27 protein-coding genes are annotated in these 25,418 nt (G+C 61.9%); 17 read left to right on the plus strand and 10 right to left on the minus strand.

Annotated elements, in window-relative coordinates:
• Positions 1 to 6 precede the first annotated feature (6 nt).
• The 7 genes from ABD742_RS12160 (at position 7) to ABD742_RS12190 (ending at position 8,104) form a co-directional block, all read left to right on the plus strand.
• Complete coding sequence (locus tag ABD742_RS12160; protein WP_234754859.1) at positions 7 to 387, plus strand: hypothetical protein; 381 nt, start codon at positions 7 to 9, stop codon at positions 385 to 387.
• 4 nt (positions 388 to 391) lie between these two features.
• Positions 392 to 889 carry a nuclear transport factor 2 family protein gene (locus tag ABD742_RS12165; protein WP_234754860.1) on the plus strand — a complete coding sequence of 166 codons (498 nt, stop codon included), beginning with the start codon at positions 392 to 394 and terminating at the stop codon, positions 887 to 889.
• Between the two features lie 28 nt (positions 890 to 917).
• Positions 918 to 2,198, plus strand: coding sequence for an aromatic ring-hydroxylating oxygenase subunit alpha (locus tag ABD742_RS12170; RefSeq protein WP_234754861.1), 1,281 nt, complete (start codon positions 918 to 920; stop codon positions 2,196 to 2,198).
• Entirely contained in the window at positions 2,188 to 2,745 is a 558-nt protein-coding gene (locus tag ABD742_RS12175) for an aromatic-ring-hydroxylating dioxygenase subunit beta (RefSeq protein WP_234754862.1), read from the plus strand. The genes ABD742_RS12170 and ABD742_RS12175 overlap by 11 nt, the downstream gene beginning before the upstream one ends.
• A gap of 8 nt (positions 2,746 to 2,753) precedes the next feature.
• Complete coding sequence (locus ABD742_RS12180) at positions 2,754 to 3,512, plus strand: SDR family NAD(P)-dependent oxidoreductase (RefSeq protein ID WP_234754863.1); 759 nt, start codon at positions 2,754 to 2,756, stop codon at positions 3,510 to 3,512.
• A gap of 47 nt (positions 3,513 to 3,559) precedes the next feature.
• Positions 3,560 to 4,519 carry a PDR/VanB family oxidoreductase gene (locus tag ABD742_RS12185; protein ID WP_234754864.1) on the plus strand — a complete coding sequence of 320 codons (960 nt, stop codon included), beginning with the start codon at positions 3,560 to 3,562 and terminating at the stop codon, positions 4,517 to 4,519.
• Between the two features lie 117 nt (positions 4,520 to 4,636).
• Positions 4,637 to 8,104, plus strand: coding sequence for an alpha-L-rhamnosidase (locus ABD742_RS12190; RefSeq protein ID WP_234754865.1), 3,468 nt, complete (start codon positions 4,637 to 4,639; stop codon positions 8,102 to 8,104).
• 53 nt (positions 8,105 to 8,157) lie between these two features.
• Here ABD742_RS12190 and ABD742_RS12195 read toward each other — a convergent pair whose 3' ends face one another.
• The gene (locus ABD742_RS12195) at positions 8,158 to 8,778 is read right to left on the minus strand and encodes a response regulator transcription factor (RefSeq protein WP_234754866.1); all 621 of its coding nucleotides are present in this window, start codon (positions 8,776 to 8,778) and stop codon (positions 8,158 to 8,160) included.
• A 230-nt stretch (positions 8,779 to 9,008) separates the two neighbouring features.
• Between ABD742_RS12195 and hpaC the strand changes: the two genes are divergently transcribed.
• Together hpaC and ABD742_RS12205 are read left to right on the plus strand one after the other, a co-directional pair.
• Positions 9,009 to 9,524: a 4-hydroxyphenylacetate 3-monooxygenase, reductase component gene (hpaC, locus tag ABD742_RS12200; RefSeq protein WP_234754867.1), complete on the plus strand. Its 516-nt coding sequence runs from the start codon at positions 9,009 to 9,011 to the stop codon at positions 9,522 to 9,524.
• On the plus strand, positions 9,521 to 10,801 hold the full coding sequence (locus ABD742_RS12205; RefSeq protein ID WP_234754868.1) for an amidase: 1,281 nt from the start codon (positions 9,521 to 9,523) through the stop codon (positions 10,799 to 10,801). Before hpaC ends, ABD742_RS12205 begins: the two co-directional genes overlap by 4 nt.
• A 94-nt stretch (positions 10,802 to 10,895) precedes the next feature.
• On the opposite strand, the gene ABD742_RS12210 is transcribed toward ABD742_RS12205, so the two are convergent.
• Positions 10,896 to 11,165: a hypothetical protein gene (locus tag ABD742_RS12210; RefSeq protein ID WP_234754869.1), complete on the minus strand. Its 270-nt coding sequence runs from the start codon at positions 11,163 to 11,165 to the stop codon at positions 10,896 to 10,898.
• Positions 11,166 to 11,347: 182 nt separating this feature from the next.
• On the opposite strand from ABD742_RS12210, the gene ABD742_RS12215 reads away from it, so the two are divergent.
• The 3 genes from ABD742_RS12215 (at position 11,348) to catA (ending at position 13,696) form a co-directional block, all read left to right on the plus strand.
• The gene (locus ABD742_RS12215; RefSeq protein WP_234754870.1) at positions 11,348 to 12,451 is read left to right on the plus strand and encodes an enolase C-terminal domain-like protein; all 1,104 of its coding nucleotides are present in this window, start codon (positions 11,348 to 11,350) and stop codon (positions 12,449 to 12,451) included.
• Between the two features lie 46 nt (positions 12,452 to 12,497).
• Entirely contained in the window at positions 12,498 to 12,776 is a 279-nt protein-coding gene (gene catC / locus ABD742_RS12220) for a muconolactone Delta-isomerase (RefSeq protein ID WP_234754875.1), read from the plus strand.
• Positions 12,777 to 12,847: 71 nt separating this feature from the next.
• On the plus strand, positions 12,848 to 13,696 hold the full coding sequence (gene catA / locus ABD742_RS12225; RefSeq protein WP_234754871.1) for a catechol 1,2-dioxygenase: 849 nt from the start codon (positions 12,848 to 12,850) through the stop codon (positions 13,694 to 13,696).
• Positions 13,697 to 14,169: 473 nt separating this feature from the next.
• Here the strand turns inward: catA and ABD742_RS12230 are convergent, their stop codons facing one another.
• Together ABD742_RS12230 and ABD742_RS12235 are read right to left on the minus strand one after the other, a co-directional pair.
• A complete protein-coding gene (locus ABD742_RS12230; protein WP_234754872.1) occupies positions 14,170 to 14,313 on the minus strand; it encodes a hypothetical protein in 144 nt (47 codons plus the stop codon).
• Positions 14,314 to 14,431: 118 nt separating this feature from the next.
• A complete protein-coding gene (locus tag ABD742_RS12235; protein WP_234754873.1) occupies positions 14,432 to 15,325 on the minus strand; it encodes a LysR family transcriptional regulator in 894 nt (297 codons plus the stop codon).
• Positions 15,326 to 15,412: 87 nt separating this feature from the next.
• On the opposite strand from ABD742_RS12235, the gene ABD742_RS12240 reads away from it, so the two are divergent.
• Together ABD742_RS12240 and ABD742_RS12245 are read left to right on the plus strand one after the other, a co-directional pair.
• On the plus strand, positions 15,413 to 16,612 hold the full coding sequence (locus ABD742_RS12240) for an MFS transporter (protein WP_234754874.1): 1,200 nt from the start codon (positions 15,413 to 15,415) through the stop codon (positions 16,610 to 16,612).
• Between the two features lie 173 nt (positions 16,613 to 16,785).
• Complete coding sequence (locus ABD742_RS12245; RefSeq protein ID WP_234754957.1) at positions 16,786 to 17,877, plus strand: IS630 family transposase; 1,092 nt, start codon at positions 16,786 to 16,788, stop codon at positions 17,875 to 17,877.
• Here ABD742_RS12245 and ABD742_RS12250 read toward each other — a convergent pair.
• The gene (locus ABD742_RS12250; protein WP_234750692.1) at positions 17,874 to 18,332 is read right to left on the minus strand and encodes a winged helix-turn-helix transcriptional regulator; all 459 of its coding nucleotides are present in this window, start codon (positions 18,330 to 18,332) and stop codon (positions 17,874 to 17,876) included. The genes ABD742_RS12245 and ABD742_RS12250 overlap by 4 nt on opposite strands.
• A 115-nt stretch (positions 18,333 to 18,447) precedes the next feature.
• Between ABD742_RS12250 and ABD742_RS12255 the strand changes: the two genes are divergently transcribed.
• From ABD742_RS12255 to ABD742_RS12265, 3 genes are all read left to right on the plus strand, one after another.
• Complete coding sequence (locus tag ABD742_RS12255; protein WP_234750690.1) at positions 18,448 to 18,807, plus strand: DoxX family protein; 360 nt, start codon at positions 18,448 to 18,450, stop codon at positions 18,805 to 18,807.
• Positions 18,808 to 18,852: 45 nt separating this feature from the next.
• Positions 18,853 to 19,371 (plus strand): FMN-dependent NADH-azoreductase, encoded by a 519-nt coding sequence (locus tag ABD742_RS12260; RefSeq protein WP_234750689.1) that lies wholly within the window; start codon positions 18,853 to 18,855, stop codon positions 19,369 to 19,371.
• A 275-nt stretch (positions 19,372 to 19,646) separates the two neighbouring features.
• Positions 19,647 to 19,868, plus strand: coding sequence for a hypothetical protein (locus ABD742_RS12265; RefSeq protein WP_344788067.1), 222 nt, complete (start codon positions 19,647 to 19,649; stop codon positions 19,866 to 19,868).
• On the opposite strand, the gene ABD742_RS12270 is transcribed toward ABD742_RS12265, so the two are convergent.
• The 5 genes from ABD742_RS12270 to chcC2 all read right to left on the minus strand — a co-directional run bounded on the left by ABD742_RS12270 (position 19,865) and on the right by chcC2 (position 25,377).
• Positions 19,865 to 20,191 (minus strand): 2Fe-2S iron-sulfur cluster-binding protein, encoded by a 327-nt coding sequence (locus ABD742_RS12270; protein ID WP_234750686.1) that lies wholly within the window; start codon positions 20,189 to 20,191, stop codon positions 19,865 to 19,867. The genes ABD742_RS12265 and ABD742_RS12270 overlap by 4 nt on opposite strands.
• An 11-nt stretch (positions 20,192 to 20,202) precedes the next feature.
• A complete protein-coding gene (locus tag ABD742_RS12275; protein ID WP_234750684.1) occupies positions 20,203 to 21,456 on the minus strand; it encodes an NAD(P)/FAD-dependent oxidoreductase in 1,254 nt (417 codons plus the stop codon).
• Positions 21,449 to 22,708, minus strand: a complete 1,260-nt coding sequence (locus tag ABD742_RS12280; protein ID WP_234750683.1) for a cytochrome P450 — start codon at positions 22,706 to 22,708, stop codon at positions 21,449 to 21,451. The genes ABD742_RS12275 and ABD742_RS12280 overlap by 8 nt, the downstream gene beginning before the upstream one ends.
• A 108-nt stretch (positions 22,709 to 22,816) precedes the next feature.
• Positions 22,817 to 23,587, minus strand: coding sequence for an IclR family transcriptional regulator (locus tag ABD742_RS12285; protein ID WP_234750682.1), 771 nt, complete (start codon positions 23,585 to 23,587; stop codon positions 22,817 to 22,819).
• Between the two features lie 71 nt (positions 23,588 to 23,658).
• Positions 23,659 to 25,377, minus strand: coding sequence for a 4-oxocyclohex-2-ene-1-carboxylate 5-dehydrogenase (gene chcC2 / locus ABD742_RS12290; protein WP_234750680.1), 1,719 nt, complete (start codon positions 25,375 to 25,377; stop codon positions 23,659 to 23,661).
• Positions 25,378 to 25,418: the final 41 nt, after the last annotated feature.

A 25,418-nucleotide genomic window follows, 5' to 3' on the forward strand; every position in this document is an offset into this window, starting at 1 on the left:
ACTGACATGAGCGAAACCGCAACCACACAGCCGCTGCGCGTACTGTTCTGCATTGGCATCAACCAGAATTTCTTCGATCTACCCAAGAGCGAAATCGGCACGGTCTGGACTGCCTTCTCAGGAATGATGGCCGAGATGTCTCGCATGTCCGGCGTCGAGGTCATCGGCAACATGGATGACGATTCCCACCTGGTGGGACCGTCGGACGGCTGGCCGTGGACGTGCTACATCCTGGCCGACGTTGACACCCAAGCGACCGTCAAGGCAGCCTGCAATCTCTTCCGGACCACCGTGGTGGGCCAGTATGCCCTGTGGCGGTACGCCAAGATCGAGGCGCGCATCGGCCGAGCCCTGACCATCCGCGACGACGTCGAAACGGCTGGCTAGCCACATGGCCCGCGACACGGCAGCCGCCTTGGCCGAGCGCTTGGCGGTGCTGGAGTTCCAGGAGGCGGCACGAGCCACGCTCTCCCGCTACATGGACCTTTGCGACGTCCCGCGTCCTTCCTTCCACAGGGATGACATGGCCTCGCTATTCACCGAGCAAGCGGTCTGGGAAGGCATCGGCCCCGAATACACCGCGAAGTTCGGCCGTCTGGAAGGTCGTCCCGCGATCCTCTCGATGCTCGCGGACTTCCTCCCGCCGTCGTCGCACTTCAAACGCAACGTCCATCTGCTGGGCAATGGCAGCGTCGCCGCAGCCGGCGGCGGCACCGCCAGCGGCCAGTGGATCATGCAGCAGCTTTCGGAGTACGACGGCGGCGGGACGGAGCTGATCTCGGCCCGCCTCACGGTCGATTTCGAGCTCAGCGAAGGAACGGCCCGGATCCGCCATTTCCGCACCGAAAAGCTGTTTACCGCCGATCTCGTCAACCCAGTCCATGCATAGCACCCAGAGAGATACCAAGGAGTACCCGATGACTTCACCAACGTCAGAGAAGGCCGGCGGGTTCGCAGGCCTGGCCGAAGGCGACCGCGTCGCCGCACAGCTTTACACCGACCCCGAGATCTTCGACTGGGAGATGGAGAAGATCTTCTACAGCACCTGGGTCTGGGTGGCGCATGAGAGCGAGATCCCGGACGCCGGCAGCTTCAAGATGTCGCACATCGGCCTGCAGCCGGTGATCGTGAACCGGGACCGCAAGGGCAATTTCAACGTCTTGCTCAACCGCTGCCGCCACCGCGGCGCCAGCGTCTGCGAGGTCCCCAAGGGCAAGGCGAACGGCTTCACCTGCCCTTACCATTCCTGGTCCTACTCCCTGGAAGGCAACCTGCGCGGCATCCCGTACCCGGACGGCTACGAGGGCGTGACCGAGAAGCGCGACCTGCCCCTGCAGCGCCTGCGCGTAGAGAGCTACAACGGACTCATTTTCGCCAGCTTCAAGACCGACATCGAGCCGCTCGAGGACTTCCTCGGCGATGCGAAAATCTGGATCGACCGCTTCATGAAACAGGGCGCCGGCTTCCCGGTCAAGGTCCAGGGAGAGCACAAGTTCCGCTTCAACGGCAACTGGAAGATCCAGCTGGAAAACACCACCGACGGCTACCATTTCCCCATCGTCCACCGCTCCTGGATGGCGTCCGTAGATGCCGAAACCGCGGACATGCTGTCCTTCATGACCGATGAGAGCGCGGTCACCCATGCCCTCGGCAACGGGCACAGCGTCGCCATCATGGTCCCCGAGCACGTGGACCTGGAGGAGGACGACGGCACCGAGGAACTGCAGGAGCGCTTCCGCCACATCATCGATGAGCTTTCCGAGACCATGCCGCAGGACCAGGTCCGCCGGATCGTTCGCTCCATGCACGGCGCGGGCTACAACCTGAACCTGTTCCCCAACCTTTCACTGTCCATGTCCTTCTTCCGGGTTCTGCGCCCGATCTCCGTCAACGAGACGGAAATCCAACACATGGCGCTTGGCCTCGACGGCGGCCCGGAGAGCGTGAACCGCGAGCGCCTGCGGATCCACGAGCACTTCCAGGGGCCGTTCGGCTTCGGCACCTCGGATGACTCCGAGGCATGGGACCGGGTTCAGCGCGGCGCCGTGGCAAACCCGGACATGCCGATCCTGGTCAACCGTGGCCTGGGACGTGAGGTGACCGTGGACGAAGGCTGGAAGACCTCGCATGTGACGGACGAAACCGGCATGCGTGAATCGTATGCAATGTGGAAAAGGATGATGAGCGATGAAAACTGAGACCGTCGAAGAAGTGGCCGCCATCGACAACCGCCCGGCACCCGTGCCCTTCGAGCTGGGCCTCGGCAGGTTGTCCGAGCCCCTCGTGGGCCGCGCCATCGAGCTGATCTGGCGCGAAGCGCAGCTCTTGGATGACAAGGATTACGAGGCCTGGCAGACCCTCTACATGAAGGATGGCAAGTACGTCATCCCTGTCGACCCGGATACCGAGGACTTCGAGTCGTCCCTGAACATGGTGTACGACGACGCGCGGATGCGCCACATGCGCGTCACCCGCCTGGTGCAGGGGTACTCGATGTCCGCCGTCGCCGCCGCCCGCACCTCACGAACCATCTCCCGTTTCACCGTGGAAGAGATCACGGAGAACACCGTCACGCTGCGCTCCGCGCAGGTCCTGGTGGGTTTCAAGCGGGACAAGTTCCAGATGCTCGGGGCCGACCTCACGCACCGTATCCGCTTCACTGGGGACGACGCCCGGATCGAGCTTAAACTCATCCGCCTGGTCAACTCCGACTCCGCCGTCAACGCCTCCGGCTTCCTCCTTTAGGACCAACCATGAACTTCGGACCCACAGTGAACCATGTCGCACTGGTCACCGGCGCCGCCCGCGGACTCGGTGAAGTCATCGCCCGTAAGCTGCACAAGGAAGGCTTCCGGGTCGCCATCACCGGCACCAGCGCCGCCTCCGTGCAGCCCATCGCGGACAGTCTGGATCCTTCCGGGGAAACCGTTTGGGCGGGCGCCCTGGATGTCCGCAAAAAGGCCGATTTCGAGGCCGTCCTGAACCTTCTGGCCGAAAAATGGGGCGGCACGGACGTCCTGGTGAACAATGCCGGACGTTCACAGGTTGCCCCCTTGCTTGAGATCACCCCCGAGGAGTTCTCCGCGAACGTGGAGATCAACCTCAACGGCACCTTCCTGGGCTGCCAGGTGTTCGGTCCGCATTTCCGGGACCGAGGCTACGGGCGGATCATCAACATCCACTCCTTGGCAGGCCACAACGGCGGCACGGCCACGGGAGCCCACTACGCGGCGTCGAAGGGCGGGGTGTCGACTCTGACTAAGGTGTTCGCGCGGGAGTTCGCGTCCTTTGGGGTCACGGTCAACGCGGTCTCCCCCGGACCGCTGGACCTTCCCGTGGTGTACGAGACGGTGGACCCGGACAAGCTGGACGCGATCAAGGCCAACATTCCCGTCGGCCGCTTCGGAGACGCCGGATTCATTGCGGAGACGGTGGCCTTATTGGCATCCCCCGGCGCCGGCTCCGTAACGGGGGCGTGCTGGGACATCAACGGCGGCCTCTACATGCGTTAGCGCCGGCTGGCCCATTACAAGCTGAGAGAAGAAAGGAGCGTTGCCCCATGGGTATGTTCAAGGTACGAGTAGCCGAAGTGCTGGAGGAAACCAGCAACATCAAGTCTTTCCGCCTCAAGCGCACGGATGGGGCACCGTTCGATCCTTATCCGGCGGGGGCGCATATCGACGTCGTCGGCCCGACCGCCGTTGTCAGGCAGTACTCGCTGTGCAGTCCACCGGACGATCTTGACGACTACGTGGTTGCAGTCAAGCTCGAACCGGAGTCACGGGGTGGTTCCTTGGCACTCCATGACCACGTCCAGGTAGGCCACGAGCTGGAGATCAGCGCCCCGCGCAATCTCTTGTCCGTCGCCGGGGGCGCCGACCGGCACATCCTGGTGGCTGCGGGCATCGGCGTCACCCCGATGATCAGCATCGCCTACCACCTGCACCGGAGAGGAGAAGAGTTCGAGTTGCACTACTTTGCCCGTTCCCGTGAAGATGCCGCGTTCTGCGAACTCCTTGAGAAGCGCAGCGGTTTCGGCGAACGCGTCCATTTCCATTTCGGACTGGAGCGTGAGCAGCAGCCGGCCGTTCTGAATGGCGCATTCGCCCGCCTCGGTGCCGCCTCGCACGTCTATACCTGCGGACCTCAGGGGTTCATGGAGCGTGTACGGGAAAGCGCGGCTTCGGTGATTCCTGAGGACAATGTGCATGTCGAACACTTCCAGGCGGCCGAGCCCGTGGACAGAGCCGGCGATACCCCTTTCGAGGTGGAACTCGACGACGAAGTCTATGAGGTTCCCGTAGGTCAGTCTATCGTGCAGGTCCTCGCGGATAACGGGGTCGAAGTGGACACATCGTGCCAGGAAGGGATCTGCGGCACGTGCATCATGGGCGTCCTGAAGGGCGAACCGGACCATCGAGACCAGTGCATGTCCAGCAGCGAAAAGAAGGCCAACGGCCAGATCGCGGCCTGCGTTTCCCGGTCAAAATCCCCCAGGCTGGTTCTGGAGCTATTCTGACAGCCGCTTGCCTTACATACGGAACAACCTGAGGTCACGACCGGTCCGGTCCCGAGCGTTCCGGCCGTGACCATTCTGGTTCGAATTCAAGATTGAAGAAGAGGTCGACTAAGAACCATGGCTCGATTGACAAATCTGCGCGTCAACAGGCTAACTCGGCCTTTGGCCATTGATACGGACACTCCGCGTTTCGGCTGGGCACTCGAATCTGATGATTTCAATCATCGCCAGGAATACTTCCAAATAGAAGTAACTACTGCGGCCGGAGATCCCGTGTGGGACTCGGGCCGCGTCATTTCCGCTTGCTCCCAGGAGATTGCTTTCGGCAATTGGGGCGAACTGCATGGTCAGCTGACCCCCGAAGGAAAATACACGTGGACTGTAACGGTCTGGGATAACAAGGGCCGTGAACTGTCCGCGGTGTCCACGTTCGAGACAGCGATGTTCGCCACGAACATGTACGCCTGGGACGGGGCGCAATGGATCGGCGCAAGCCGCCCCCACCTTGATTCGCACAGCCTGGTTGTGTACCGGGTCAGGTGCCTGTTCAGGATCCCGCAGGGCAGCACGATGGCCTCCTTCATTCTGGGGGCCAATGACTTCCGGCTTCGCCACGAAATGCTGAACGAGTACCGTCTAGCAGGCGAAAACCATGTTCGTTTTTCCGTGGACGTCGGAGATCCATCAAATCCGGCATTCCGCATATTTCGGCTGGGATATGCTATCGGCGACCGGCCAGACCTACCGCTGATCGATATAAATGCAGGCGCTTGCGCCACAAACCTGCCCGAACTCTTGCCGGGGCCACAGGCCCATCAGGAGAACGAGATTGAACTCATCTGCGAGTCGTCCACATTCAAGGTGCGAATCAACGGAAAGTACCTGTTGTGGAATGGGAGCGATATTCTCCAAGTAAACCCGCGAGGCATGGACGACGTCGCCGCCTATCCCGTCCTTGGCGAAGTCGGCTTTCAAGTTCTTCCCGCCGAGCAACTCGACATCAGGAACTATGAGATCAGGAACTACCGGGACCCCCAGGAAGCCCTGTTCGATTCGGGGGACTATCATGTCTTCGCTCAGGCCGGAGGGGTCGGGATTGATGGCAATTGCCTGGCGGTGCACGGCGGCGAAGACGGACGGACCATCATCCGGGACCCTAGTCGAGGCGCTTTGCCCATTCTCCGCCGAAAGTTCCAGGCCCAGCGGGATGTCACCGGGGCCAAGATCTACATCACTGCACGAGGAATTTACGAGTTGCACGTCAATGGCGAGAAGATCGGCAACGATTGGTTCAATCCAGGCAGCTCGGACTATCGGTACACCATCGAATACTCTGCCTATGACATCAGCGAACAAATTCGCACGGGAGACAACACTCTCACGGTCACTCTCGCCCCAGGGTGGTGGGCGGACATGATGAGTTTCATGGAAACCAACACCAATTTCTATGGGGACCGGCCTTCCCTATTGTGCAAAATGGTCCTCGACTATTCCGACGGAAGCAGTCAAATACTTGTGTCCTCGCCGGGCAGTTGGGAGGTGCACACAGGCGGCCCCACGAAGAACGGCAGCTTCTTCCAGGGTGAGCGCTACGACGCTCGTGACGAATTGTCCCTCACTGACGAAAACCGATGGGGACCGGCCGCAGTGGTTCTGCCTTTGGAGCGAAATGCGCAGCCGCAGCTTGTTTCGAAACCCGATGAACCCGTGCGTGTATTTGAGGTGCTCGAATCGACCCTTATTGGCGAGGCACGGCCCGGTTCGGACTCCTGGATATACGACATGGGCGTAAACATGGTTGGAGTACCCGAGCTGACGTTTGACGGTCGTGAAGGCCAAGAAATCGTCATTCGTACTGCTGAGGTCCTGTATCCTCCCCTGGAGGAGTACCTTGAGCGGGACATCGATGGACTCCTGATGACGGAGAACCTACGCGAGGCCATGTCCACAGACGTCTACACGTGCCGTGAAGGGCTACAGAAGTTCACCCCGCGCTTTACGTTCCACGGTTACCGATACATCCAGATTTCCGGGACCCGGGGCCCGATCCCCGCAGCGAACGTCAAGGGCATCGTGCTCAGTTCCATCGCTGAGCTAACTGGAAAAGTGAGCACTTCCAACCCCCTTTTGAACCAGCTCGCAGACAATATCCACCGCTCACAGATCGGAAACTTTCTTTCGATTCCAACTGATTGCCCCCAGAGAAATGAGCGTATGGGATGGCTCGAGTCTGTCACCGAGTTTGCCCGGACTTCCTGCTTCAGCAGCGACGTCCAGAAATTCTACGAACACTATCTGCGCATTGTCCGGGACTCACAGGTTACCAAGGAGATCCTCTCTTCTAAGACTGATGCCATGGGTTTCTATGGACCTGGATCCCGGCTGTTCAAGGGAGACGTTGTCACCGGAATGTACCCCAGCTACGCTCCGGCCTACGACGCCTATCGGTCGTGGGGAACGCCATGGAGTTCTGCCGGTGTCCTTCTGCCCTTCGAGGTCTATTCCCAATACGGCACGACGTCAGTCATCGAGCAGTCGTTTGAATCAATGCTGACTTATCTGGAGGCCATGGAGGGCCTCAGGATGCGCGGTGCAAAATCCATTTCCATCGACGGAGGGGTGTGCGGGGACTGGCTGTCGTTGGACAAGCCGCCGTACAGCTACACCGATGCCAGCATTTACGTCTACATGCTCGGCTGCTTCGCCAAGATGGCCACGGCTATTGGTGAGGACGAAGTTGCCAGCAGCTACCAGTCTCGCCACGCTGCAGCCAAGGAAGAGTGGAATGAGTTATACATAGACCCGGGAACGGGCGGTTTCCGGGATGATTTGACGCTCGTAAACGTCTCACAATCGTCGTGCTCGCTGGCACTACACTTCGACCTTCCTCTGGAAAAGTACAGCGCCTCCATTTTCGAAGCGCTCTGCGAAAAGGTCGCGGAAGGCTATGCGGGACGGCCGTACTGCATCACGACGGGACTCTTCACCACGCCGATCATAAATCTCGTGCTCTCGGACCATGGTCGGTCAGATCTGGCCTACAGGATGATTGAGAACACGGCCTTCCCGTCATGGCTGTATCCCGTCACGCAAGGAGCCACATCCAGTTGGGAGCGATGGGACTCGTACACTGCAGAAGATGGTTTCGGCGGCAACAATGCCATGAATTCGTTTAATCACTTCTCGCTTGGCGCAGTAGGAGCCTGGCTTTTCAACCGCGTTGCGGGAATCGACCGCGATGCGGGGTCGGCCGGAATGCAGCACTTCGTCCTGCACCCGGTGCCGGGGGGTTCGCTGACCCATGCCTCAGCCGCCGTGATGACCGACTACGGCCGCATCCAGGTCCAATGGACAAGGGAAGACGAAGGCCACTCGTGGCATTGCCGTTTACGGATTCCGGCCAACATGTCTGCGAGGATCGAACTTCCCTGGGCGCCGCACAGCGCGCATTCTTCCGTGCCGGCCGACGTCAATGTGGTGGACGATAAGAACCGCCATTTTCAGGTTCCCTCGGGCAGCTGGCACTTGAGCGTTGATCAAGAACTCCTGGTCATCGAGAAAAGCCCCGAGAAATTCACTGCGTGAGTTGAGTCAGGTGCTTGGCATCTCCCAACGCAGTAGCTGAAGGTGCTGCTGCCTCAGGCCACAGTGATGTCGTTTTGCAGGATGTCCCGCACCAGGGTGGCGATGCTGTCTGCCCCAGTCTTTGCCTTGATCCTGGTGCGGTGGACGTCGATGGTTTTCACGCTGGTCCCCAGCTTCCTCGCAATGTTCTGGCTCGGCAGGCCATCGATGACCAGGGCCAGGATCTCGCGTTCGCGCGGTGTCAGGCCAGCGATCCGCTGTTCGATTTCCCGCCGTCCGCGGCTGGATTCGAAGCGTGTCCGGGCGAGCTCGAGGGTTTCCTGCACAACATCGAGCATCTGCTGGGGATCGTATGGTTTCTCCAGGAAATTGACGGCCCCCTGGCGCAGCGCCTTCACGGACATCCGGATGTCGCCATGGGCGGAGACAAAAATGATGGGAATCGGCGAAGCGATCTGGTTCAGGGTCTCCTGCAGTTGAAACCCGCCAGCCCTGGGCATGCGGACGTCCAGGACAAGGCAGGACGGGATGTCCGGATCGTACTCGGCCAGGAACGACGCAACGTCATAAAAACTGCGGGACTGGATACTGACGGACTCGAGCAGCCAGGCCAGTGAGGCACATAGCTCCCGGTCGTCGTCGACGATGTAAACGAGGGCTTCTGATGAATCCATGTAGGGCGACCTTGCACTGCCTGAGCATAGTAGGGAACTCGACCGTATCGAGCCCAGGGCATGGCAGTCAATCAATAACGCGGTAAGGAAACTACTTATACAACTGAAGCGAATTCTGAAATGGAGTGGAACAAATCGCAATATCCATTAAGTCCGCTCCGCCATAGATTTTTGTTACAAGGATTCATGGAATGACCAGAAGTACGGGTCACGACGGTTGGAGAAGAGAAATGACTGAGCTCACGCAAATCCAGAAAGATTTTCGCTCTGCGATGGCGCACCTGCCTGCGGCAGTGAACGTTGTGACCACGGCCGGCCCGCACGGGCGCGTGGGAATCACCGTCAGCGCTGTCTGCTCCGTTACCGACTCCCCGCCCACGGTCCTGGTCTGCGTCAACCAGAACAGCGCCACGCACGATATCTTCAACAGCAACGGCCAGGTCTGCATCAACGTCCTCAGCGGCGAACACGAGGAACTCGCCCGGCATTTCTCCGGAGCGACGCGCGTACCCATGGAGGAGCGCTTTGGCTGGGACATCTGGGAGAAGGGCACTGACTCCGTGCCCGTGCTGCGTGACGCCCTCGTCAAGATCGTGGGTCGCATCAGCGGGCGCAGCGTCCAGGGATCGCACTCAGTAATTTTCGTCCAGGTGGAACGCGTTGAGGTCCAGGAGGAGCGTGACAGCCTCATTTACTTCAAGAGGCAGTTTCATCGCCTTTCCGTAACTCCGGGGCTCGTCGCTTGAGCACCAACGGTTCGCTCCGCCAGCTCTCCATGGCCCTGGCGTCCGGCGCACTGACGCCGAGCTCTGCCGTCGAACAGGCCTGGCAGCGCATGCAGGCTACGGAACCCGAGATCCGGGCCTGGGTCGAGATCGATGCGGCCGGCGCCCGCTTCGCTGCACGGGAACTGGAGCGCTCGACAAATCCCCGCGGGCCACTTTGGGGAGTGCCTGTGGGCGTCAAGGACCTGATCGACGTCCAGGGGCTTCCCACCCGCTGCGGCAGCGGGCTGCGCGGCGGCGAACCAGCCGGCACAGATGCCGATTGCGTGAAACTTCTCCGGCAGGCAGGCGCCGTGGTCATGGGCAAGACAGTCACCACCGAGTTCGGCTACTTCGCCCCCGGCCCTACACGGAATCCCACCAATCCCGCCCACACACCAGGCGGCTCATCCAGCGGATCGGCGGCCGCCGTCGCAGCAGGAATGGTCCCCTTGGCCCTTGGAACTCAGACGGCAGGATCACTTACCCGCCCGGCGTCGTTCTGCGGAGTCGCAGGGTTCGTCGGAGCCAAGGGCCAGTTTTCCACGAGCGGCATCACAGGACTGAGCCCCTCATTGGACTCCCTCGGCTTCCTGGCCCGCACGGTGGCCGATCTTCATCTCGCGTGGAGCGCCATGATTGGGGATGAGCTGGCGTCGGAGGACAAAGCTGACGGCGATTCCGTGCGCCTCCTGCTATGGAACGGCAGTGGCTTGGGCGAGGTCTCTGCAGACATGGTCGCCGCCGTCGAACAGGCTGTCGCCGCGATCAGTCATGAAGGTGTCCACTGCGAAGACTGGACCGACCACGATGTCGTCCGCAGGCTCGCCGACGACCACGCCACAATCATGGCCTTCGAAGCGGCTCGCGAGCGCTTCTGGGAGCTGCAACAGCCAGACCGGCTGAGCGTCCCGCTGGCCGAATTATTGGCAACCGGCGCCACCACACCCGAGGCGGACTATGTGGCAGCCCTCTACCGTGTCGCGGACGCCCGAACGTTCGTGGATGCTGCCCTTGCTCAGTTCGATGCCATCCTTGGCCCGGCCGCCCTCGGCGCCGCGCCCGCCGGCATCGAAGCTACCGGCACTCCGGTGCTCAGCCGGCCCTGGCAGGCCTTGGGCCTCCCGGTCATCACCATCCCCGGCCTCCGGGACTCCGGCGACATGCCCCTCGGCCTTCAACTCATCGGGGCCCCCGGCCGCGAACACCGCCTTTTCTCCATCGCGGAACGGATTGAAGCTTCCCTGGCTCACGTATAGCCAGGCAGGTCCGATGCACGAGGGAAGGTCCCGCTTGGATTTCCAAACGGGACCTTCCTTTACATGCGTCAAAACTACACTGCGCCTCTCGGGATCATGCCCAGGCCGCGTCGGCAGTCCAGTACTCGGAACCGTTGGCGCTGATTCCATGCTTCCATTCAGTCATCCGCTTCAGCTTGGGTTCAATCCGGGCTGTAATGGCGTCGGCGGCCTCCGGTCCGTCATGGTCCGCCTGCCAGTGGACCCAGTTCACCTCCAGGTCGTTTTCGTCGTGGACGAACAGGTCCACATGGTGCCAGCCGTAGCCGAAGGTGTCCGCATAGCAAGTCAGGAACATCCGGTCGTGCTTCCCGGGATGGGCCATCGGGTGTTCTCCTTTCACGTCGTTTATCAGCAGGGTATGGGGGATTTCCTTACTTCGGAAGGGTATAAAGCTTTACAACTGCCTGTGGTTTCTCGCATTTTCACGCACGGAATTCAACGCAAGGATATTGAGGGAAAGCATCACCTTCGTGACCAACCATTCCAAATCCCTGAAGGCATTCCGTGAAGATTGAGCGCATTGAAGCGATCCCATACTCGATCCCCTACTCCAAGCCCTTGGAGTTCGCCAGCGGGCGAGTGTCCGACGCCGAGCACGTCCTCATCCGGATCCACACCGACGACGGCGTGGTGGGCACGGCGGATGCGCCACCCCGCCCGTTCACCTATGGCGAGACGCAGGATTCCATCATCTCGGTGATCACCAAGATCTTCTCCCCCGCCGTTACGGGACTCGACCCCATGAACCGCGGGAAGATCCACCAGATCCTGGCCAGGACAATCCATAACCAGGCGGCCAAAGGCAGCTTCGACATCGCCCTCTGGGACATCATCGGCAAAGCCACCGGAACTCCGGTCAACAGGCTGCTTGGCGGCTTCACCGACTCCATGGAAGTCAGCCATATGCTCGGCTTCCAACCGGCGCAGCAACTACTGGACGAGGCCCTGCGGTTCCAGGACGAATACGGCATCAACACCTTCAAGCTCAAAGTCGGGCGCCGCCCGCTGTCATTGGACATCGAGGCCTGCCGCGTACTGCGTGCGGGGCTGGGCCCGGACACCGAGTTGTACCTCGATGCCAATCGCGGCTGGACCGCCAACGAGGCGCTCGAGGTGCTGCGCCGCACGGACGGCCTGGGCCTTTCCCTCCTGGAGGAACCATGCGACGCCAAGGAGGCCATGAGTCGCCGACGCCTGGTGGAGAAATCCCCCATTCCCGTGGTCGGTGATGAAAGCGTCCCCACGGCCGGCGACGCATCCCGGGAGCTGCTCTCCGGCGGATGCAACGCCATCAGCATCAAGACCGCGCGCAGCGGATTCACCGAGGCGCAGCAAATCCTTGGCCTTTGCACCGGACTGGGCGTCGACGTCGTGATGGGAAACCAGATCGACACGCAGCTTGGAACGATCGCCACCGTCACGTTCGGCGCCGCGTACGAGGCCACGTCGCGGCGTGCCGGCGAATTGTCCAATTTCCTTGACATGTCTGATGACCTCTTGGCCGAGCCGATAGCCATTCAGGACGGACGGATCGGAGTCCGGGATGTCCCCGGCGTCGGAGCGGATATCGACGAGGACAAGCTCGCGCGCTACAGGCAGGACAAATAGCCGGCCAAGGCAAACCACCCACCCCTCTCGAATGCAAAGGAGCATTGTGCTGTACCTGGTCCGCATGGACGTGAACCTCCCCGCCAATCTGCCCGAAGATCAGGCCACCGCCATCAAGGAGAAAGAAAAAGCCTACTCCCAGGGCCTCCAGCGCGACGGCCGTTGGCCGCACCTATGGCGGGTGGTGGGGCAATACGCCAATTACTCGGTCTTTGATGTCGAAAGCAACGACGAGCTGCAGGAGCTTCTACAGAACCTTCCGCTGTTCCCCTATATGGACATTGAGGTCACCGCCCTCGCCAAACACCCGTCGTCGATCTCCTGACGGCGTCGATTAACCCACCCCTGCTATTACCGCCTCGCCGCTGAGTCGGAATGACAACGAAAGGACAAACCATGTCTGTCGAAACCACCGCAACCGCCGCCGCATCCGGCGCCAACGCAACCGAACGCTTCCGCTCGGACAAGTCCGCGGCCGCGGAAGTCAGTACCGAACGCGTCAACGCGCTTGCCTCGCGCGTCGTCAAGGCACTTGTGGACACAGTGATGGAAGAAAAGGTCTCCTACGACGAATACAACGCGCTGAAATCCTGGCTCATCAAGGTGGGCGAAGACGGCGAATGGCCGCTGTTCCTGGACGTTTGGATCGAGCACGCGGTCGAGGAAGTGGCCAACGCGGATAGGGAAGGCAGCAAGGGAACCATCGAGGGGCCCTATTACGTTCCAGGGTCACCCGTTCTCGAGACCCCGGCAACGCTGCCCATGCGCGACGACGAGCCCGGCAGGCCGCTGCTGTTCCAAGGCCGCGTCACAGGCGTCAATGGTGAACCCCTGGCGGGCGCCAGCGTGGAAATCTGGCACGCTGACGACCTCGGTTTCTACTCTCAATTCGCCCCCGACGTTCCCGAATGGAACCTTCGCGGCACAGTCATTGCCGACTCCGAAGGCGTCTACCAAGTCAACACCGTGCAACCCGCGCCCTACCAGATCCCCACAGACGGCGCCTGCGGGCAGCTCATCGCTTCCGCCGGTTGGCATGCCTGGCGTCCGGCGCACCTCCACCTCAAAGTCAGCGCGCCCGGATACCAGCTCATCACCACGCAGCTGTACTTCACAGCTGACGAGCACCTCTCGGACGACATAGCCTCGGCCGTCAAACCCGAGCTCGTCCTCGAGCCGAAGGACAAAGCGGACGGCACCGGCCGCGAGGTCAGCTACGACTTCGTTCTCGCTTCGGCGGCGTAGGCACCGTCAGTACCCGACGGAGGCGTGCAGCTCGGCTCGATCCGAACTGCACGCCTCTGTGGTCTTCTGCACGGTCTTCCGGCTGTACGCGGTGCCGGCGTCGTTCTGGAAACCCGTTCTGGCCGAGGTGCGGCGCGCATATCCGGAGGCCTACTTCATCGGCGAGTAAATTCACGGTAACTACGCCGACGAGGTACCCAAAAGCACCATGGATTCCGTCACCGCAACGCCCTCGGAGCTGTCACAGGCCGGCTGGCCGTCTACCACCTGCACCAGGAATTGGTCAGCCTCCGCCGCCGGCACCCCTGGCTGCACCGCGCCCGCACCAGGGTTCGGACGCTCGGCAACGAACACATCGTCTACGAAGCCAGCGGAAACGGCGGCACGCTCACCGTCGCACTGAACCTCTCGGCCGCGCCCGCTAGCGCAAAGGTACCGGGGCAACGTCGATCACACGTTGCCGATAGCAACGCCTACCTACCCAGCGGGACCGAAGTGGGCTTTCCGGACTTGCGCCTAGGGTCCAGCACGAGGGCGACAGCGATGCCGAACATCCAGACATCCTTCGCCAGCGCAGTCCCCTTCTGGCTCGGACGGATGCCGCGCGCCTCGGTCATACCCGGAGTCCTCAAATAGATGGTCAACAGCGATCCCGAAAAGATTCCGAGACCGACCGCGACCAGGCGGCGCCCAGTCAGGCCCTCGGCTTCGCCACTCGAGCAAAGAGTAAAACGATTAGAGACCTCCGGATCCCGTCATGTCGAGCACGAGGTCTTCGAAGGCTTGTCCGGCAGCGGAGGCTCTACGTTTCGTTGAAACAGCGAGGGCAATCTCCCATTCCAAGGGCGGATCGAGAGGGACGAATTCAACCCGGTCCGAGAGCCGGGCGACGGACTGGGGTATCAAGCCCAGCCCGAGACCTGCCCGCACGAGTTCGACGACGGTCGCCAGATCAGCGACCTCCACGCTGATGGACCGATTGACATGAGCATCGGCAAACGCCCGGTCCGCGACAAAACGCGTTCCCCAACCGACGGGAGCCTCGACGAAGATCTGTCTGTCAAGTTCGGGAATCGTCACCGCGGCCTGCCCGGCGAGGGGGTGTCCGACCGGGACGGCGAGAAGAAGAGGTTCGCGTGCCAGCGAAGTCAATTCGACTCCGGCGAAGGCATGACCCGCGACAGAGACGAAGGCCACATCAAGCTCGCCAGACTCCACTTCCCGGCTGAGCTTCAGGGAGCCACCACGTGCCGGTCTCAGTCGCAGCTCGACTCCGGGTCTCTCGTCACGGAAGCGAGCGAGGATCGATGCGAGATCGACGGCGAGCATGGACTGCATGATGCCGATGCGAAGAGTGCCGCGCAGACCACCCACAGTCGCCTGGACGGCATCGAGTGCCGCCGCCGCGGCCGCAAGAGTCGCGCGGGCTTCCGGAAGGAACACCCTCCCGACATCCGTCAGCTGGACATCGTGTGTACTTCTCTCGAAAAGGCGCACACCCAGCTCCTTTTCCAAACCCCGCACCGAGACAGAGAGCGCGGACTGGACCAGATGAACGCGGCGAGCAGCGCGCGTGAAGCTGCCTTCCTCGGCGACGGCGACAAAATGCCCTAGCCTCCGAAGCTCCACGCAGAACCTCCTTCATGAGTGTTATGAATAATCGTAGTTCAGAAATTGCGTTGGCTTTTATAGGCCTGCCCGGGGATTATCAACCGTATGTCCACAATAGTTGCCCCCGCCCACCATCGAGGCTTTTGGGTCGTCGCAAGCGCCTTCCTCCTCAACATGGCCTTTTCAGCAGTTCCAACGCCCCTCTATGCGATCTATGCGGCTCAAGACGGCCTCACCAACGTGCAGATCACCCTGGTCTACGCCGTGTATGCCGCAGGCGTCATCCTCAGCCTTTTCTTCGGCGGCCATGTATCGGACTGGGTCGGACGGAAAGTGGTGTTCGTCCCGGCCCTCCTCGTGAACGTGCTGGCCGCAGCCGTCTTCATCCTTTGGCCAAGCTTCACCGGCCTCATGGTTGCGCGGGTCATCTCTGGGATCTCCATCGGATTGACCACAGCCACCGCCACTGCCTACCTGTCCGAATTGCATCTGGGCGCCACCGCCGATTCGTCCAGCCGGAGGGCGCAGGTTATCGCCACGGCCGCGAACCTCGGTGGAATCGGCGTCGGGCCTCTCGTTGCCGGAGTTCTGGCCCAGTTCGCCCCGTACCCCCTTCAGTTGTCGTACATCGTGGTAGGAGCCGCGATCGCCGTCCTGGCCATCCTGGTCGCCCTGTCTCCTGAAACGGCCGTCCAGCCAGAACCCGCGCCCCCGTACCGGCCCCAGCGCGTGGCTGTTCCGCGGGAGGCCAGGAGCACGTTCTTCGGCGCGACCGCAGCGGGGATCAGCGCATTCGCGGTATACGGACTCTTCAACTCCCTTGTCCCAAGCTTTCTCGCGAACACCATGCACGAGACATCTCATTTCGTCGCAGGACTCGTCGCGTTCGCCGCATTCGCAGCCGGTGCCATCGCGCAGATCACCTTCAGCCGGTGGAGGACCCGCATGATGCTGATCCGCAGCGTGGGCATCGTCGTTCTAGGCCTGGCGCTGTTCACCGGCGGTATGTGGCTGCCGAACGTAGCCCTGTTCATCACCGGCGGCATCATCACAGGAGCAGGCGCCGGCCTCCTCTTCCGTTCCGCGCTCGTGACCGCCGGATCCGCAGCGGCGCCCGAAGCGCGCGCAGAAGTTCTCGCCGGGTTCTTCCTCGGCGCCTACATCGGCCTCTCCGTGCCAGTCATCGGTCTTGGCATTGCTACACAGTACTGGCCTGCCACGAACGCGGTCCTCGGATTCGTCGCCCTGGTGGTCATCGCGATAATCGCCTCCGTCCGCGGACTGACGCGAACGGAGACTATGTGACTGTTAGCGGCGTCGCTGACGCTCCGTGGTTAGGGAAAGTCGCGGACGGGTCGCCTTTCTGCTGTGGCCGCGGGACCCGCGTCGGGGTGACCATGGGAGTGCCTGCTGCGGTCGACGCCGATTCCAACTAGTGTCCTGCGCCTGAAATTCGCTTCGTAATTATAGAATGGGGTATGGCGAACGTTGGACGGCCGAAGGCCCCACTGGAACTGTCGGATGAAGAGCGGGAAACGCTGTCCCGGTGGGCCCGCAGGTCCAAGTCGGCACAGGCGCTGGCCACGCGCTCCAAGATCGTGCTGGGCAGCGCCGAGGGCCTGAGCAACATGGACGTGGGCGTCCGGTGCGGAGTCGAACCTCATACGGTAGCGAAGTGGCGGCGCCGTTTCCTGGAGCGCCGGCTGGACGGGTTGGTCGATGATCCCAGACCCGGCCGTCCTGCAAGTATCACCAGCGATCAGGTCGAGGATGTCGTGGTTGCGACGCTGGAATCGACGCCGAAGAACGCCACGCACTGGTCAAGGGCGAAGATGGCTGAGCGGTCGGGTCTGTCGAAGTCCACGATCGGGCGGATCTGGAAGGCGTTCGAGCTCAAGCCCCACCGCGCAGACGGGTTCAAGCTCTCGAACGACCCCTTCTTCGTGGAGAAGGTGTACGACGTCGTGGGTCTGTACCTGAATCCGCCCGAATCAGCCGTGGTGCTCAGTGTGGATGAGAAGTCGCAGGTCCAGGCTCTGGCCCGGTCCCAGCCGGCCTTCCCAATGATGCCAGGGATGCCGGAGAAGCGGACCCACGACTACGTCCGGCACGGGACCACAACCCTGTTCGCGGCGCTGAACACCGCGGACGGGTCCGTGATCTCCAGCCTGCACCGCAAACACCGGGCCATCGAATTCAGGAAGTTCCTGGCCAAGATCGACGCTCAGGTCCCCGAGGGCCTGGACGTGCACCTGATCTGCGACAACTACCAGACCCATAAGACGCCTGTTGTGAAGACGTGGCTGCAGAACCACCCGCGTTTCCACATGCATTTCACTCCGACTTACTCATCCTGGCTGAACCAGGTCGAGCGGTTCTTCGGATTCGTCACTGAAGACCTCCTGCGCCGCAGCGACCACCGCAGCGTCCAGGCGCTCGAGTCCGACATCCGCAAATGGGTCAGTGAATGGAACACCAACCCCACACCCTTCACCTGGACCAAGACGGCAGAACAGATTCTCGAATCAATCGGCCGACTTCTGAACCGAATTTCAGGCGCAGGACACTAGGTGCTGTGGTTTGGCCCGCCTGCTAGCGTGGCATCGAAGCGTTCGCGGCTGGCGAGCACGCTGAGATAGCTCTCTGTCGCCCAACTCCCCAACGCGCGAGCCGGCTCGATGAGTGTTGTGCCGATGTCGGTCAGCTCGTATTCGACTCTGGGCGGGACTTCGGCGTGCAAGGTACGACGGACCAGGCCGTCCCGTTCGAGGTGTCGGAGTGTCACCGTGAGCATCCGCTGCGAGATGCCGGGGATGTGCCGTTGGAGCTGAGTAAACCTCAGCCGAACTCCCACGGAAAGCGCCCTGACGATCAGAAGAGTCCATTTGTTACCGATGTGGTTGAGTACATCCCGGATCGCCTCACCCTGGCCCCCGGCCACGCACGCACTCTCGTATTCGGATATCCGAGCATTGCTGTTCTCGGCTGCGGTCGTCTCTTCCAGCGTCGGTGGACGAATCGCCATGATGACCTTTCTGTTCCTCGCACACACAAGTGTGCCTTTTGTGAGCGTCCCAAAACTAACTCATGATGGGTAACACACTAGTAGTAACTATAGACATCTCAAAGGAAGCCCCTCGATGGATATCACGCTCTGGGTCATCCAGATTCTGCTCGCCCTTGTCTTCCTCGCCGGTGGACTCGGGAAGGCCACTCAACCCGGCGAGAAGCTGCGCGCCGGGCTCCCCGAATTTCACCCGGGCGTGATCCGGCTTGTCGCAGCGGCCGAAATACTGGGTGCGCTCGGGCTGATCCTGCCCGGCGTCACAGGAATTGCCCCCGACCTCACCCCGGTGGCAGCTAGTGGGCTCTCCATCATCATGATTGGCGCGATCGTTACTCATGCGCGCCGGAAGGAAGGTAAGTCGGTTGCGATGAACCTCGTGCTGCTCGTCCTCGCCGTGGTCGTAGCGGTGGGACGATCCGTGCTCTCGCTGTAACGACGCTGACCTTGAATCTTTTCAACTCACTAAAGGAGCGATGGCATGCCCACGATCTTTCGACTTGACGCAAGCATCCGGAACGAGGGCTCGGTGACCCGCGCGGTTGCCACGACCCTGGAATCCGCACTCCTTGCCAACGCCCCGGACACGAAAATCCTCCGACGAGACCTCGCCCATGCTCCGCTCCAATCACCAGTATGGGCAGCCGCCTTGACCGGATCCCATGCCCCGCAGGGTCAGAGAACCCCGGAACAGCACAAGGCGCTGGCGCTGGCGTCTGAACTTGGAGACGAACTGTCCCAGGCCGACGCATTCATCTTCGCGGTTCCGATGTACAACTTCGGCGTACCACCCCACGTGAAAGCGTGGTTCGACGTACTCATTAGCGACCCGCGATTCTCCCCCCGGTCGGCCAAGCCGATCGCGGGAAAGCCGGCATACCTCGTGCTCGCACGCGGTGGTGCGTACGGTCCGGGCACACCTCGTGAAGGCTGGGACCACGCCACGGGATGGCTGAAACTGAGCCCGCCCGTGTCCGTATGGAGCGTGCTCACTCTGTGATCACGGGTGCAGAGAAGAATCTTCATATCGTTTTAATTCCTATTGAATCCATTCTTACCCGTTCTAGTGAGCAGACGGTTCACTAGAACCATAAGCAGTTGATTCAAGTCCACTTGAATACTTCCTCGCGTGTTCCAGGGGAAGCGCTTACTGCCAGCATCGGCGGCCACAGCCAGCGCGTCCGTTGTGACAGAAGTCGCTGCCAGCCTTCGGGAGCTCAACGTGGACGGCGTAGCCCCGGTCCGGGACCTTCCCGCCGACGCCCAGCCGCTGTGGTGCGCAGGCTGGGTGCCGATCCCGTGGCCAAACCGGGGTGGCTGGAGGCGCGTGGGGCTCCGGCGACCGCCGTCACGGTTGAACCGACGACGGCGCCCGCAGATGCCTTCAACCGTGGCGAAGGCCTGCGCTGGCTGGAACCCGGAGAGGTCTGGGAGCCAGCCGGGGCATCCGGCACCGGCAGGACCAGCAGGGCGAAAGCGCCTAGCTACCCGCGCTAGCCCTCAGGGGCCAGCGTGACCGTCACGCCGTCGAGGTTCCGGCTGAAGTCGACCTGGCAGGAGAGCCGGGAGCCGCATTCCTGGTAGCCCTCGGCTTCGACCAGCAGTTCGAGTTCGTCCTCGCTGCGTTCGCTCAGGTTTTCGAAGACGTCCTTCTCCAGGAACACGTGGCAGGTGGCGCAGGATGCGGTGCCGCCGCAGGAGGCCAGGACCGGGAGGTCGTTGTCCCTGAGCGCCTCCATGAGTGTCTGGTCCGGCTCCCATTCAAGGTTGTGGGTGGCGCCTTCACGGTCGACGACGGTTACTTTGTTGTTGTTGCTCATAGTGGTTCCTTTTAAAGTGAGGGCTGCAGGGCAGCGTCAGTCAGTGAAATGCTGGGGTCCGCGGCGAGCGCGGGATCAATTGCCGCCGCTTGGGCGATGAGTTTCTTGGCCGGGCGGAAGTCGCTGAGGCCTCCCACGGTGTCGACGGCGGAGAGCCGTCCGTTCCGGAGATAGACCACCGAGAACTTTCCTTCCGAGGGCGTTCCGCGGACAACGACGTCGTCGTCGGGGTGGCGCACTCCTGCGGTTTGCAGGCGGACGCCGTGCTGAACGGTCCAGAACCAGGGGATCTCGGGATCCGACGTCGGCTGGCCAGTGATGTGCGCGGCGACGCTGTCGGCTTGGGACATGGCGTTCTGGATGCATTCGAGCCGCTGGCTCTGGCCATCGATCCTGCTCGTGAAGCGGGTGACGTCGCCGGTGGCGTAGATTTCCGGGTCCGAGGTGCGTCCGTCGTCATCCACAAAGATGCCGTCCTTGCAGTGCAGTCCGGCCGCTTCGGCGATCTCCTGGTTGGGGATCACGCCTATTCCGGTGAGGACGACGTCGGCGGGGAACCGCGCGCCGTCAGCCGTCACCACGTGCTCGGCCCAGTCCGTTCCCTCGATGGCGGTGACCGCGGCGCCGAAGACGAAGCGGACGCCCTTTTGCTCGTGGACATTCTCGAAGAAGCGCGAAACGGGGGCCGAGGTCACCCGGCTCATGACCCGGTCCTGGAATTCGAGGACGGTAACTTCGCAGCCCCGCGCGGCCGCCGCGGCCGCGACTTCCAAGCCGATGTAGCCTGCGCCGATGATGGCAACGCGAGCGCCCGGGAGCAGGACGCGCTTGAGTTCGAGCGCGTCGTCCTTGGTCCTCAGGGCAAGGACACCAGGGAGATCGGCGCCGGGAACGGTCAGGGCCCGGGCCCGTGAACCGGTGGCAATGACGAGGCGATGGTAGGCGTGGCGGCTGCCGTCGGAGAGGAGCACGGTCTTGCCTGGACGGTCTATGGACTCGACCGTGAGTCCCCCCACCCGTTCGATACCTTTGTCTTGGAAGAACTTTTCCTTGCGCAATGGCGTGGACTCGTTCGGCGCACCGGCCTTCAGGAGTTCCTTCGAAAGCGGTGGGCGCTCGTACGGTGTCTCCTTTTCGGCGTCGAGCAGGAGGATCCGGCCCTGCCATCCCTTGGTGCGGAGTCCCGTCGCGACAGCGACGCCGGAATGGCCGGCACCGATAATGACAACGGGCTGGTTCTTATGTGGGATCTGCTGTTCAGGCATTGAACTTCTCCAGTTTCACGTGCAGGTGCTCCGGGCCCGAGTTCGTGAGGTTGTTTCCGCGAACGTATTCAATCGGTTTGTCCTGATCGAGTATCAGGGAACCCAGCTTCTGCGCCAGGATTTCGATCGTCACCTGGGTTTCCAACCGGGCCAAGGGGGCGCCGAGGCAGCTGTGCACGCCATGGCCGAAGCCCAAGTGACCGTCGTTGTTGCGGTCGATGTCGAATTTCTCGCCGTCGGGATACTTGGCGCTGTCCCGGTTGGCGGCCGCGGGCAGGAGCCGGACGATGGCCCCGGCTGGCAGGGTGACCCCTGCAACTTCGACTTCTTCGGTGGTGATGCGGCTGACGCGCTGCACCGTTCCCCGGTAACGGGCCAGTTCCTCGAGGAAGAGGCTCGCATCCTCGGGACGCTCGCGGATCCGATCCAGCAATTCGGGGTGCTCGCTGAAGAGCCTGAAAGCGTTGGCGAGCAGGATGGTCGTCGTGTCATGTCCTGCAACGAAGACGAACGCGCACAGCTCCTTGGCCTCTTTCTCGCTGAGCAGGCCTTCTTTCCACATCCTCGCGATGTGGCCGCCCACGGACTCGCTCTCCTCGCGGTAGAGGCGCTCCATGGTGTCCTTCAGGTAGGCGAAGAACTCGAAGGTGCTTTGTTCATCGGTGCCGGTTCCCTCCGCGTTGCGGGCGAGCCTGCCGAAGTAGCTGAACGTCTCGTCGGACCAGAACTTCATCTTGTCGAAGTCCGCGGCCGGCACATCAAGAAGGGCGCTGATGGTGGACATGCTCAGTGGAATGGCGTAGTCGTCCACAGCATCCCCGCCCCCGGCAGCAATCATGGGGTCCAAGTACTTGTGCGCGTTTTCGCGGACCCGTTCCTCGAACCGGCCGATCGCCTTCGGAGTGAAGGCCTGTGCCACTACTTGGCGCAGCCTGGTGTGGTTCGGCGCGTCGAACAAGGTCAGGAAGGTCAGGGGAACCGGCTCCACCACCTGGGAGGAAAAGACCTTGGGAGCCCGCATGGCTTTGCGGACGTCGTCGTACCGGGAAATAAACCATACGTCGGAGACCGGCGAGTAGGACCGAAGGACGGGAGCGTGCTCCCTCATCCATTCATAGTGCGCGTACGGGTCCCCTTGCGATCCGTCGTCGACCACTTTGAAAGGTGCCATTCCTTCCGGCCAGTTCAGTTCGTGGGAATACGGGGGAAGCGTCGCTGGTCCGCTGGTATTTTCTGTGGTGGGAACAGACATCATCGTCCTTCTTTCCGGGATAGTGATCCATGTCTCATAAACAATGACGACGGCGGCACTCGCGCGCCCACAAGACTTCCGTTCATCGGCCCAAGTTGCCGAAAACCGTTAGCGGCGCGAAAAAGACCCGGTGGATTTCAGGGCGCGGGAAATGCCATGAGCAGCCGTCAATAGTGCAGGAACCGTGTAAGGAATGTCTGCTTCGTCCCTCGGAACAATCGCGTTCAACGCCGCGGCAATCTCGTTGTTGGCCCCGAAGACTGGCACGGCGATGCCGGTCCATTCAGTGACGCCGATTCCAGGGAGGGCAACGTACCCGCGCTGCCGGATCTCCGCCAGGTGCTTCCGAATCAGCAAGGGATCCGTGATCGTCTCAGGAGTCACCTTCGCCAGTGGGGCAGAGAGTACCTTGTCCTGGAAGGCTGGCGGAGAATACGCGAGCAACACCAGGCCGGAGGATGCCGCGTGAATGGGCATTCTTTGGGCGATGTGCGCCGCGTTGAGCTTGGAATCCGGCGATGACAGCCGCTCAACGTACAGCACGGCGCCTTGGTTCAACACCGCCAGGGTGGTGTGCTGGTGGACTGTCGCCTGGACATCCTCCATGAACGGAAGTGCCAACTCCTGGAGGTTTAGGGCCCGTGAAGCGCGCGCAGCGAGCTCCCACATCCGCATCCCCGGCCGCAAATCGCCGTCGGGAAGCCGCTCAATCAGGCCGTGCAGGACTAGGTCTTCAAGCAGCCGGCGGGTGGTGGTCAGCGGCAAGTCTGCGCGGCGAGCCAGGCCGGACAGTGTCATGCTCGGCAAATCCCGGTCGAACGCACTCAAGAGACGCACGACCCGGCTGATCACGGATTCACCTGTTGGGGAATTCGCCATAGTGAAATTCTCCTACGTGGCGCCCGCGGGCGGCAGCACCCGGACGGCAACCCCCACGGACGCCCCTATCCTCAGCTCGCCGCAACGCGGGAGACCCCACGTTCGGCAGCTAGCGCTGCGATGTCACGGCCAGCCCGGTACCCGAACACAAGGGCTGGGCCGATATGCGAGCCGTAGCCCGGGTAGCCGCCGCCGAAGACGCTGACTGCTGCGGCGCCGACGGCGATCAGGCCGGGAACGGGGGTTCCTTCTGCCGTCACCACTTCGGAGCGTTCATTGACGCCGATGCCGGCAAAGGTTCCCAAGTCACCCATCTGGATCTTTGCGGCGTAGTACGGCCCCTTGCCGACGGGAGCAAGGTTGGGGTTCGGCTTGTGTTCCATGTCGCCCCTGAAGTGGTTGTACAGGGTGGAGCCGCGGCCAAAGGCCTGATCCTCGCCACGTTCTGCCGCGGGGTTGAATTCGGACACGGTAGCCTTCAGGCCTTCGGCGTCGATGCCGAGCTTGCCCGCGAGTTCTTCCAAGGTCTTCCCCTTGACCAAATATCCGGTCTTGTAGAAATAGCCGCGCGGCATGGGCCAGGGCTTGGCGTAGCCGATGCCGTACTTGTGCATTGTCTTGGCATCGCCGATCACGTAGCCGAACGTCTTTTCTTCGCCTTTGTTATGCGCGATCATCGCCCCTCCGAAGTCGTGATAGCTAAGGGCCTCGTTTCCGAAGCGCTTGCCATAGCGGTCGACGGCGATCAGGCCCGGGAGTCCGATGGCGCGCAGGTGCGGGAAGAGTCGCTGGGCACCGTTGAGGTATTTGAAAACGGTCACGGGCGCCCAGGATCCCACGCTGAACACGGAATCGTCGATGTGTCCGCCAGCACTGATCGCCAGGTTCGCCGCGTCCCCGCCGTGGCCAACGGTCGGTGTGAAGTGATCATCGCCATTGGAGTCGTGCGGGAAGTACTCTTGGCGCAATTTCTTGTTGCCGGAGAATCCGCCCGCAGCGAGGATGACCCCCATCCGTGCCGTCACGGTGGCGGCATGCTCGCCGCCGATGACCGCTCCGGTGAAGGCGCCGTCGTCGCCACGCGTCAAGGAAAGGGCCGGGGAGGCATTCCACAAACGCACCCCCAAATCGTCGGCGCTCTTCACCATGCGGGTCATCAGCGCGTTGCCATTCGACCGCAGCACGGGACGCTTGTAGCGCGCCGCGTCGACCCAGGTCCGCAACAGCTTTTTCGCCACATAGACGAAGGACTTGATCGATTGGTTGACGTGGAAGAACTCGTTGATGTCCGGCCCAACCTGCGGCATGTAACCGAACACAGTGTAGGAACTCATGTACGGCTGCATCAGGAGGCGCTTGTCTCCAAGCACCCGAGCGTCGACGTCACGCGGCAGGATCGCACGGCCGGATAGTTTCGCGCCGGGCAGGTCCATTTTGTAATCCGGCGCTTTCTCCGGGTACGTGAATTTCACCTCGGTCTCGTTCTCGAAAAAGGAGATCGCCTCCGGCACGGTATCCAGGAATTCCCGGACCCCTGCCTCGTTGAAAGTGTCCGGGGCGAGGTTCTTCAGGTAGGTCTCCGCATCCTCGCGGGTGTCCCCTTGCTCCACGCCCTGTTTGTTTCCGGGGACCCAGGCCCAACCGGCCGAAATCGCAGTGGTGCCGCCGAAGTACCGGTCCTTCTCGGCAACGATCACGTTCAGTCCTTGGGAAGCGGCCTTCAGCGCCGCGGCCATTCCGGCGACGCCGGAGCCGACCACCAGGACATCACACACAACGGTCTTACTCATGGTTCTTGCTCCGCTCAATCGGCTGCCCGCTTTGATGGGCT

The sequence above is a fragment of the Arthrobacter ramosus genome, from assembly GCF_039535095.1.
GTDB lineage: Bacteria > Actinomycetota > Actinomycetes > Actinomycetales > Micrococcaceae > Arthrobacter > Arthrobacter ramosus.

Bases quoted from the DNA above. Each gene is read 5' to 3' on its own strand.
- ABD742_RS12160 (WP_234754859.1), top strand. From the start codon at position 7: ATGAGCGAAACCGCAACCACACAGCCGCTGCGCGTACTGTTCTGCATT.
- ABD742_RS12165 (WP_234754860.1), top strand. From the start codon at position 392: ATGGCCCGCGACACGGCAGCCGCCTTGGCCGAGCGCTTGGCGGTGCTG.
- ABD742_RS12170 (WP_234754861.1), top strand. From the start codon at position 918: ATGACTTCACCAACGTCAGAGAAGGCCGGCGGGTTCGCAGGCCTGGCC.
- ABD742_RS12175 (WP_234754862.1), top strand. From the start codon at position 2,188: ATGAAAACTGAGACCGTCGAAGAAGTGGCCGCCATCGACAACCGCCCG.
- ABD742_RS12180 (WP_234754863.1), top strand. From the start codon at position 2,754: ATGAACTTCGGACCCACAGTGAACCATGTCGCACTGGTCACCGGCGCC.
- ABD742_RS12185 (WP_234754864.1), top strand. From the start codon at position 3,560: ATGGGTATGTTCAAGGTACGAGTAGCCGAAGTGCTGGAGGAAACCAGC.
- ABD742_RS12190 (WP_234754865.1), top strand. From the start codon at position 4,637: ATGGCTCGATTGACAAATCTGCGCGTCAACAGGCTAACTCGGCCTTTG.
- ABD742_RS12195 (WP_234754866.1), bottom strand. From the start codon at position 8,778: ATGGATTCATCAGAAGCCCTCGTTTACATCGTCGACGACGACCGGGAG.
- hpaC (WP_234754867.1), top strand. From the start codon at position 9,009: ATGACTGAGCTCACGCAAATCCAGAAAGATTTTCGCTCTGCGATGGCG.
- ABD742_RS12210 (WP_234754869.1), bottom strand. From the start codon at position 11,165: ATGGCCCATCCCGGGAAGCACGACCGGATGTTCCTGACTTGCTATGCG.
- catA (WP_234754871.1), top strand. From the start codon at position 12,848: ATGTCTGTCGAAACCACCGCAACCGCCGCCGCATCCGGCGCCAACGCA.
- ABD742_RS12230 (WP_234754872.1), bottom strand. From the start codon at position 14,313: ATGACCGAGGCGCGCGGCATCCGTCCGAGCCAGAAGGGGACTGCGCTG.
- ABD742_RS12240 (WP_234754874.1), top strand. From the start codon at position 15,413: ATGTCCACAATAGTTGCCCCCGCCCACCATCGAGGCTTTTGGGTCGTC.
- ABD742_RS12245 (WP_234754957.1), top strand. From the start codon at position 16,786: ATGGCGAACGTTGGACGGCCGAAGGCCCCACTGGAACTGTCGGATGAA.
- ABD742_RS12250 (WP_234750692.1), bottom strand. From the start codon at position 18,332: ATGGCGATTCGTCCACCGACGCTGGAAGAGACGACCGCAGCCGAGAAC.
- ABD742_RS12255 (WP_234750690.1), top strand. From the start codon at position 18,448: ATGGATATCACGCTCTGGGTCATCCAGATTCTGCTCGCCCTTGTCTTC.
- ABD742_RS12260 (WP_234750689.1), top strand. From the start codon at position 18,853: ATGCCCACGATCTTTCGACTTGACGCAAGCATCCGGAACGAGGGCTCG.
- ABD742_RS12270 (WP_234750686.1), bottom strand. From the start codon at position 20,191: ATGAGCAACAACAACAAAGTAACCGTCGTCGACCGTGAAGGCGCCACC.
- ABD742_RS12275 (WP_234750684.1), bottom strand. From the start codon at position 21,456: ATGCCTGAACAGCAGATCCCACATAAGAACCAGCCCGTTGTCATTATC.
- ABD742_RS12280 (WP_234750683.1), bottom strand. From the start codon at position 22,708: ATGTCTGTTCCCACCACAGAAAATACCAGCGGACCAGCGACGCTTCCC.
- ABD742_RS12285 (WP_234750682.1), bottom strand. From the start codon at position 23,587: ATGGCGAATTCCCCAACAGGTGAATCCGTGATCAGCCGGGTCGTGCGT.
- chcC2 (WP_234750680.1), bottom strand. From the start codon at position 25,377: ATGAGTAAGACCGTTGTGTGTGATGTCCTGGTGGTCGGCTCCGGCGTC.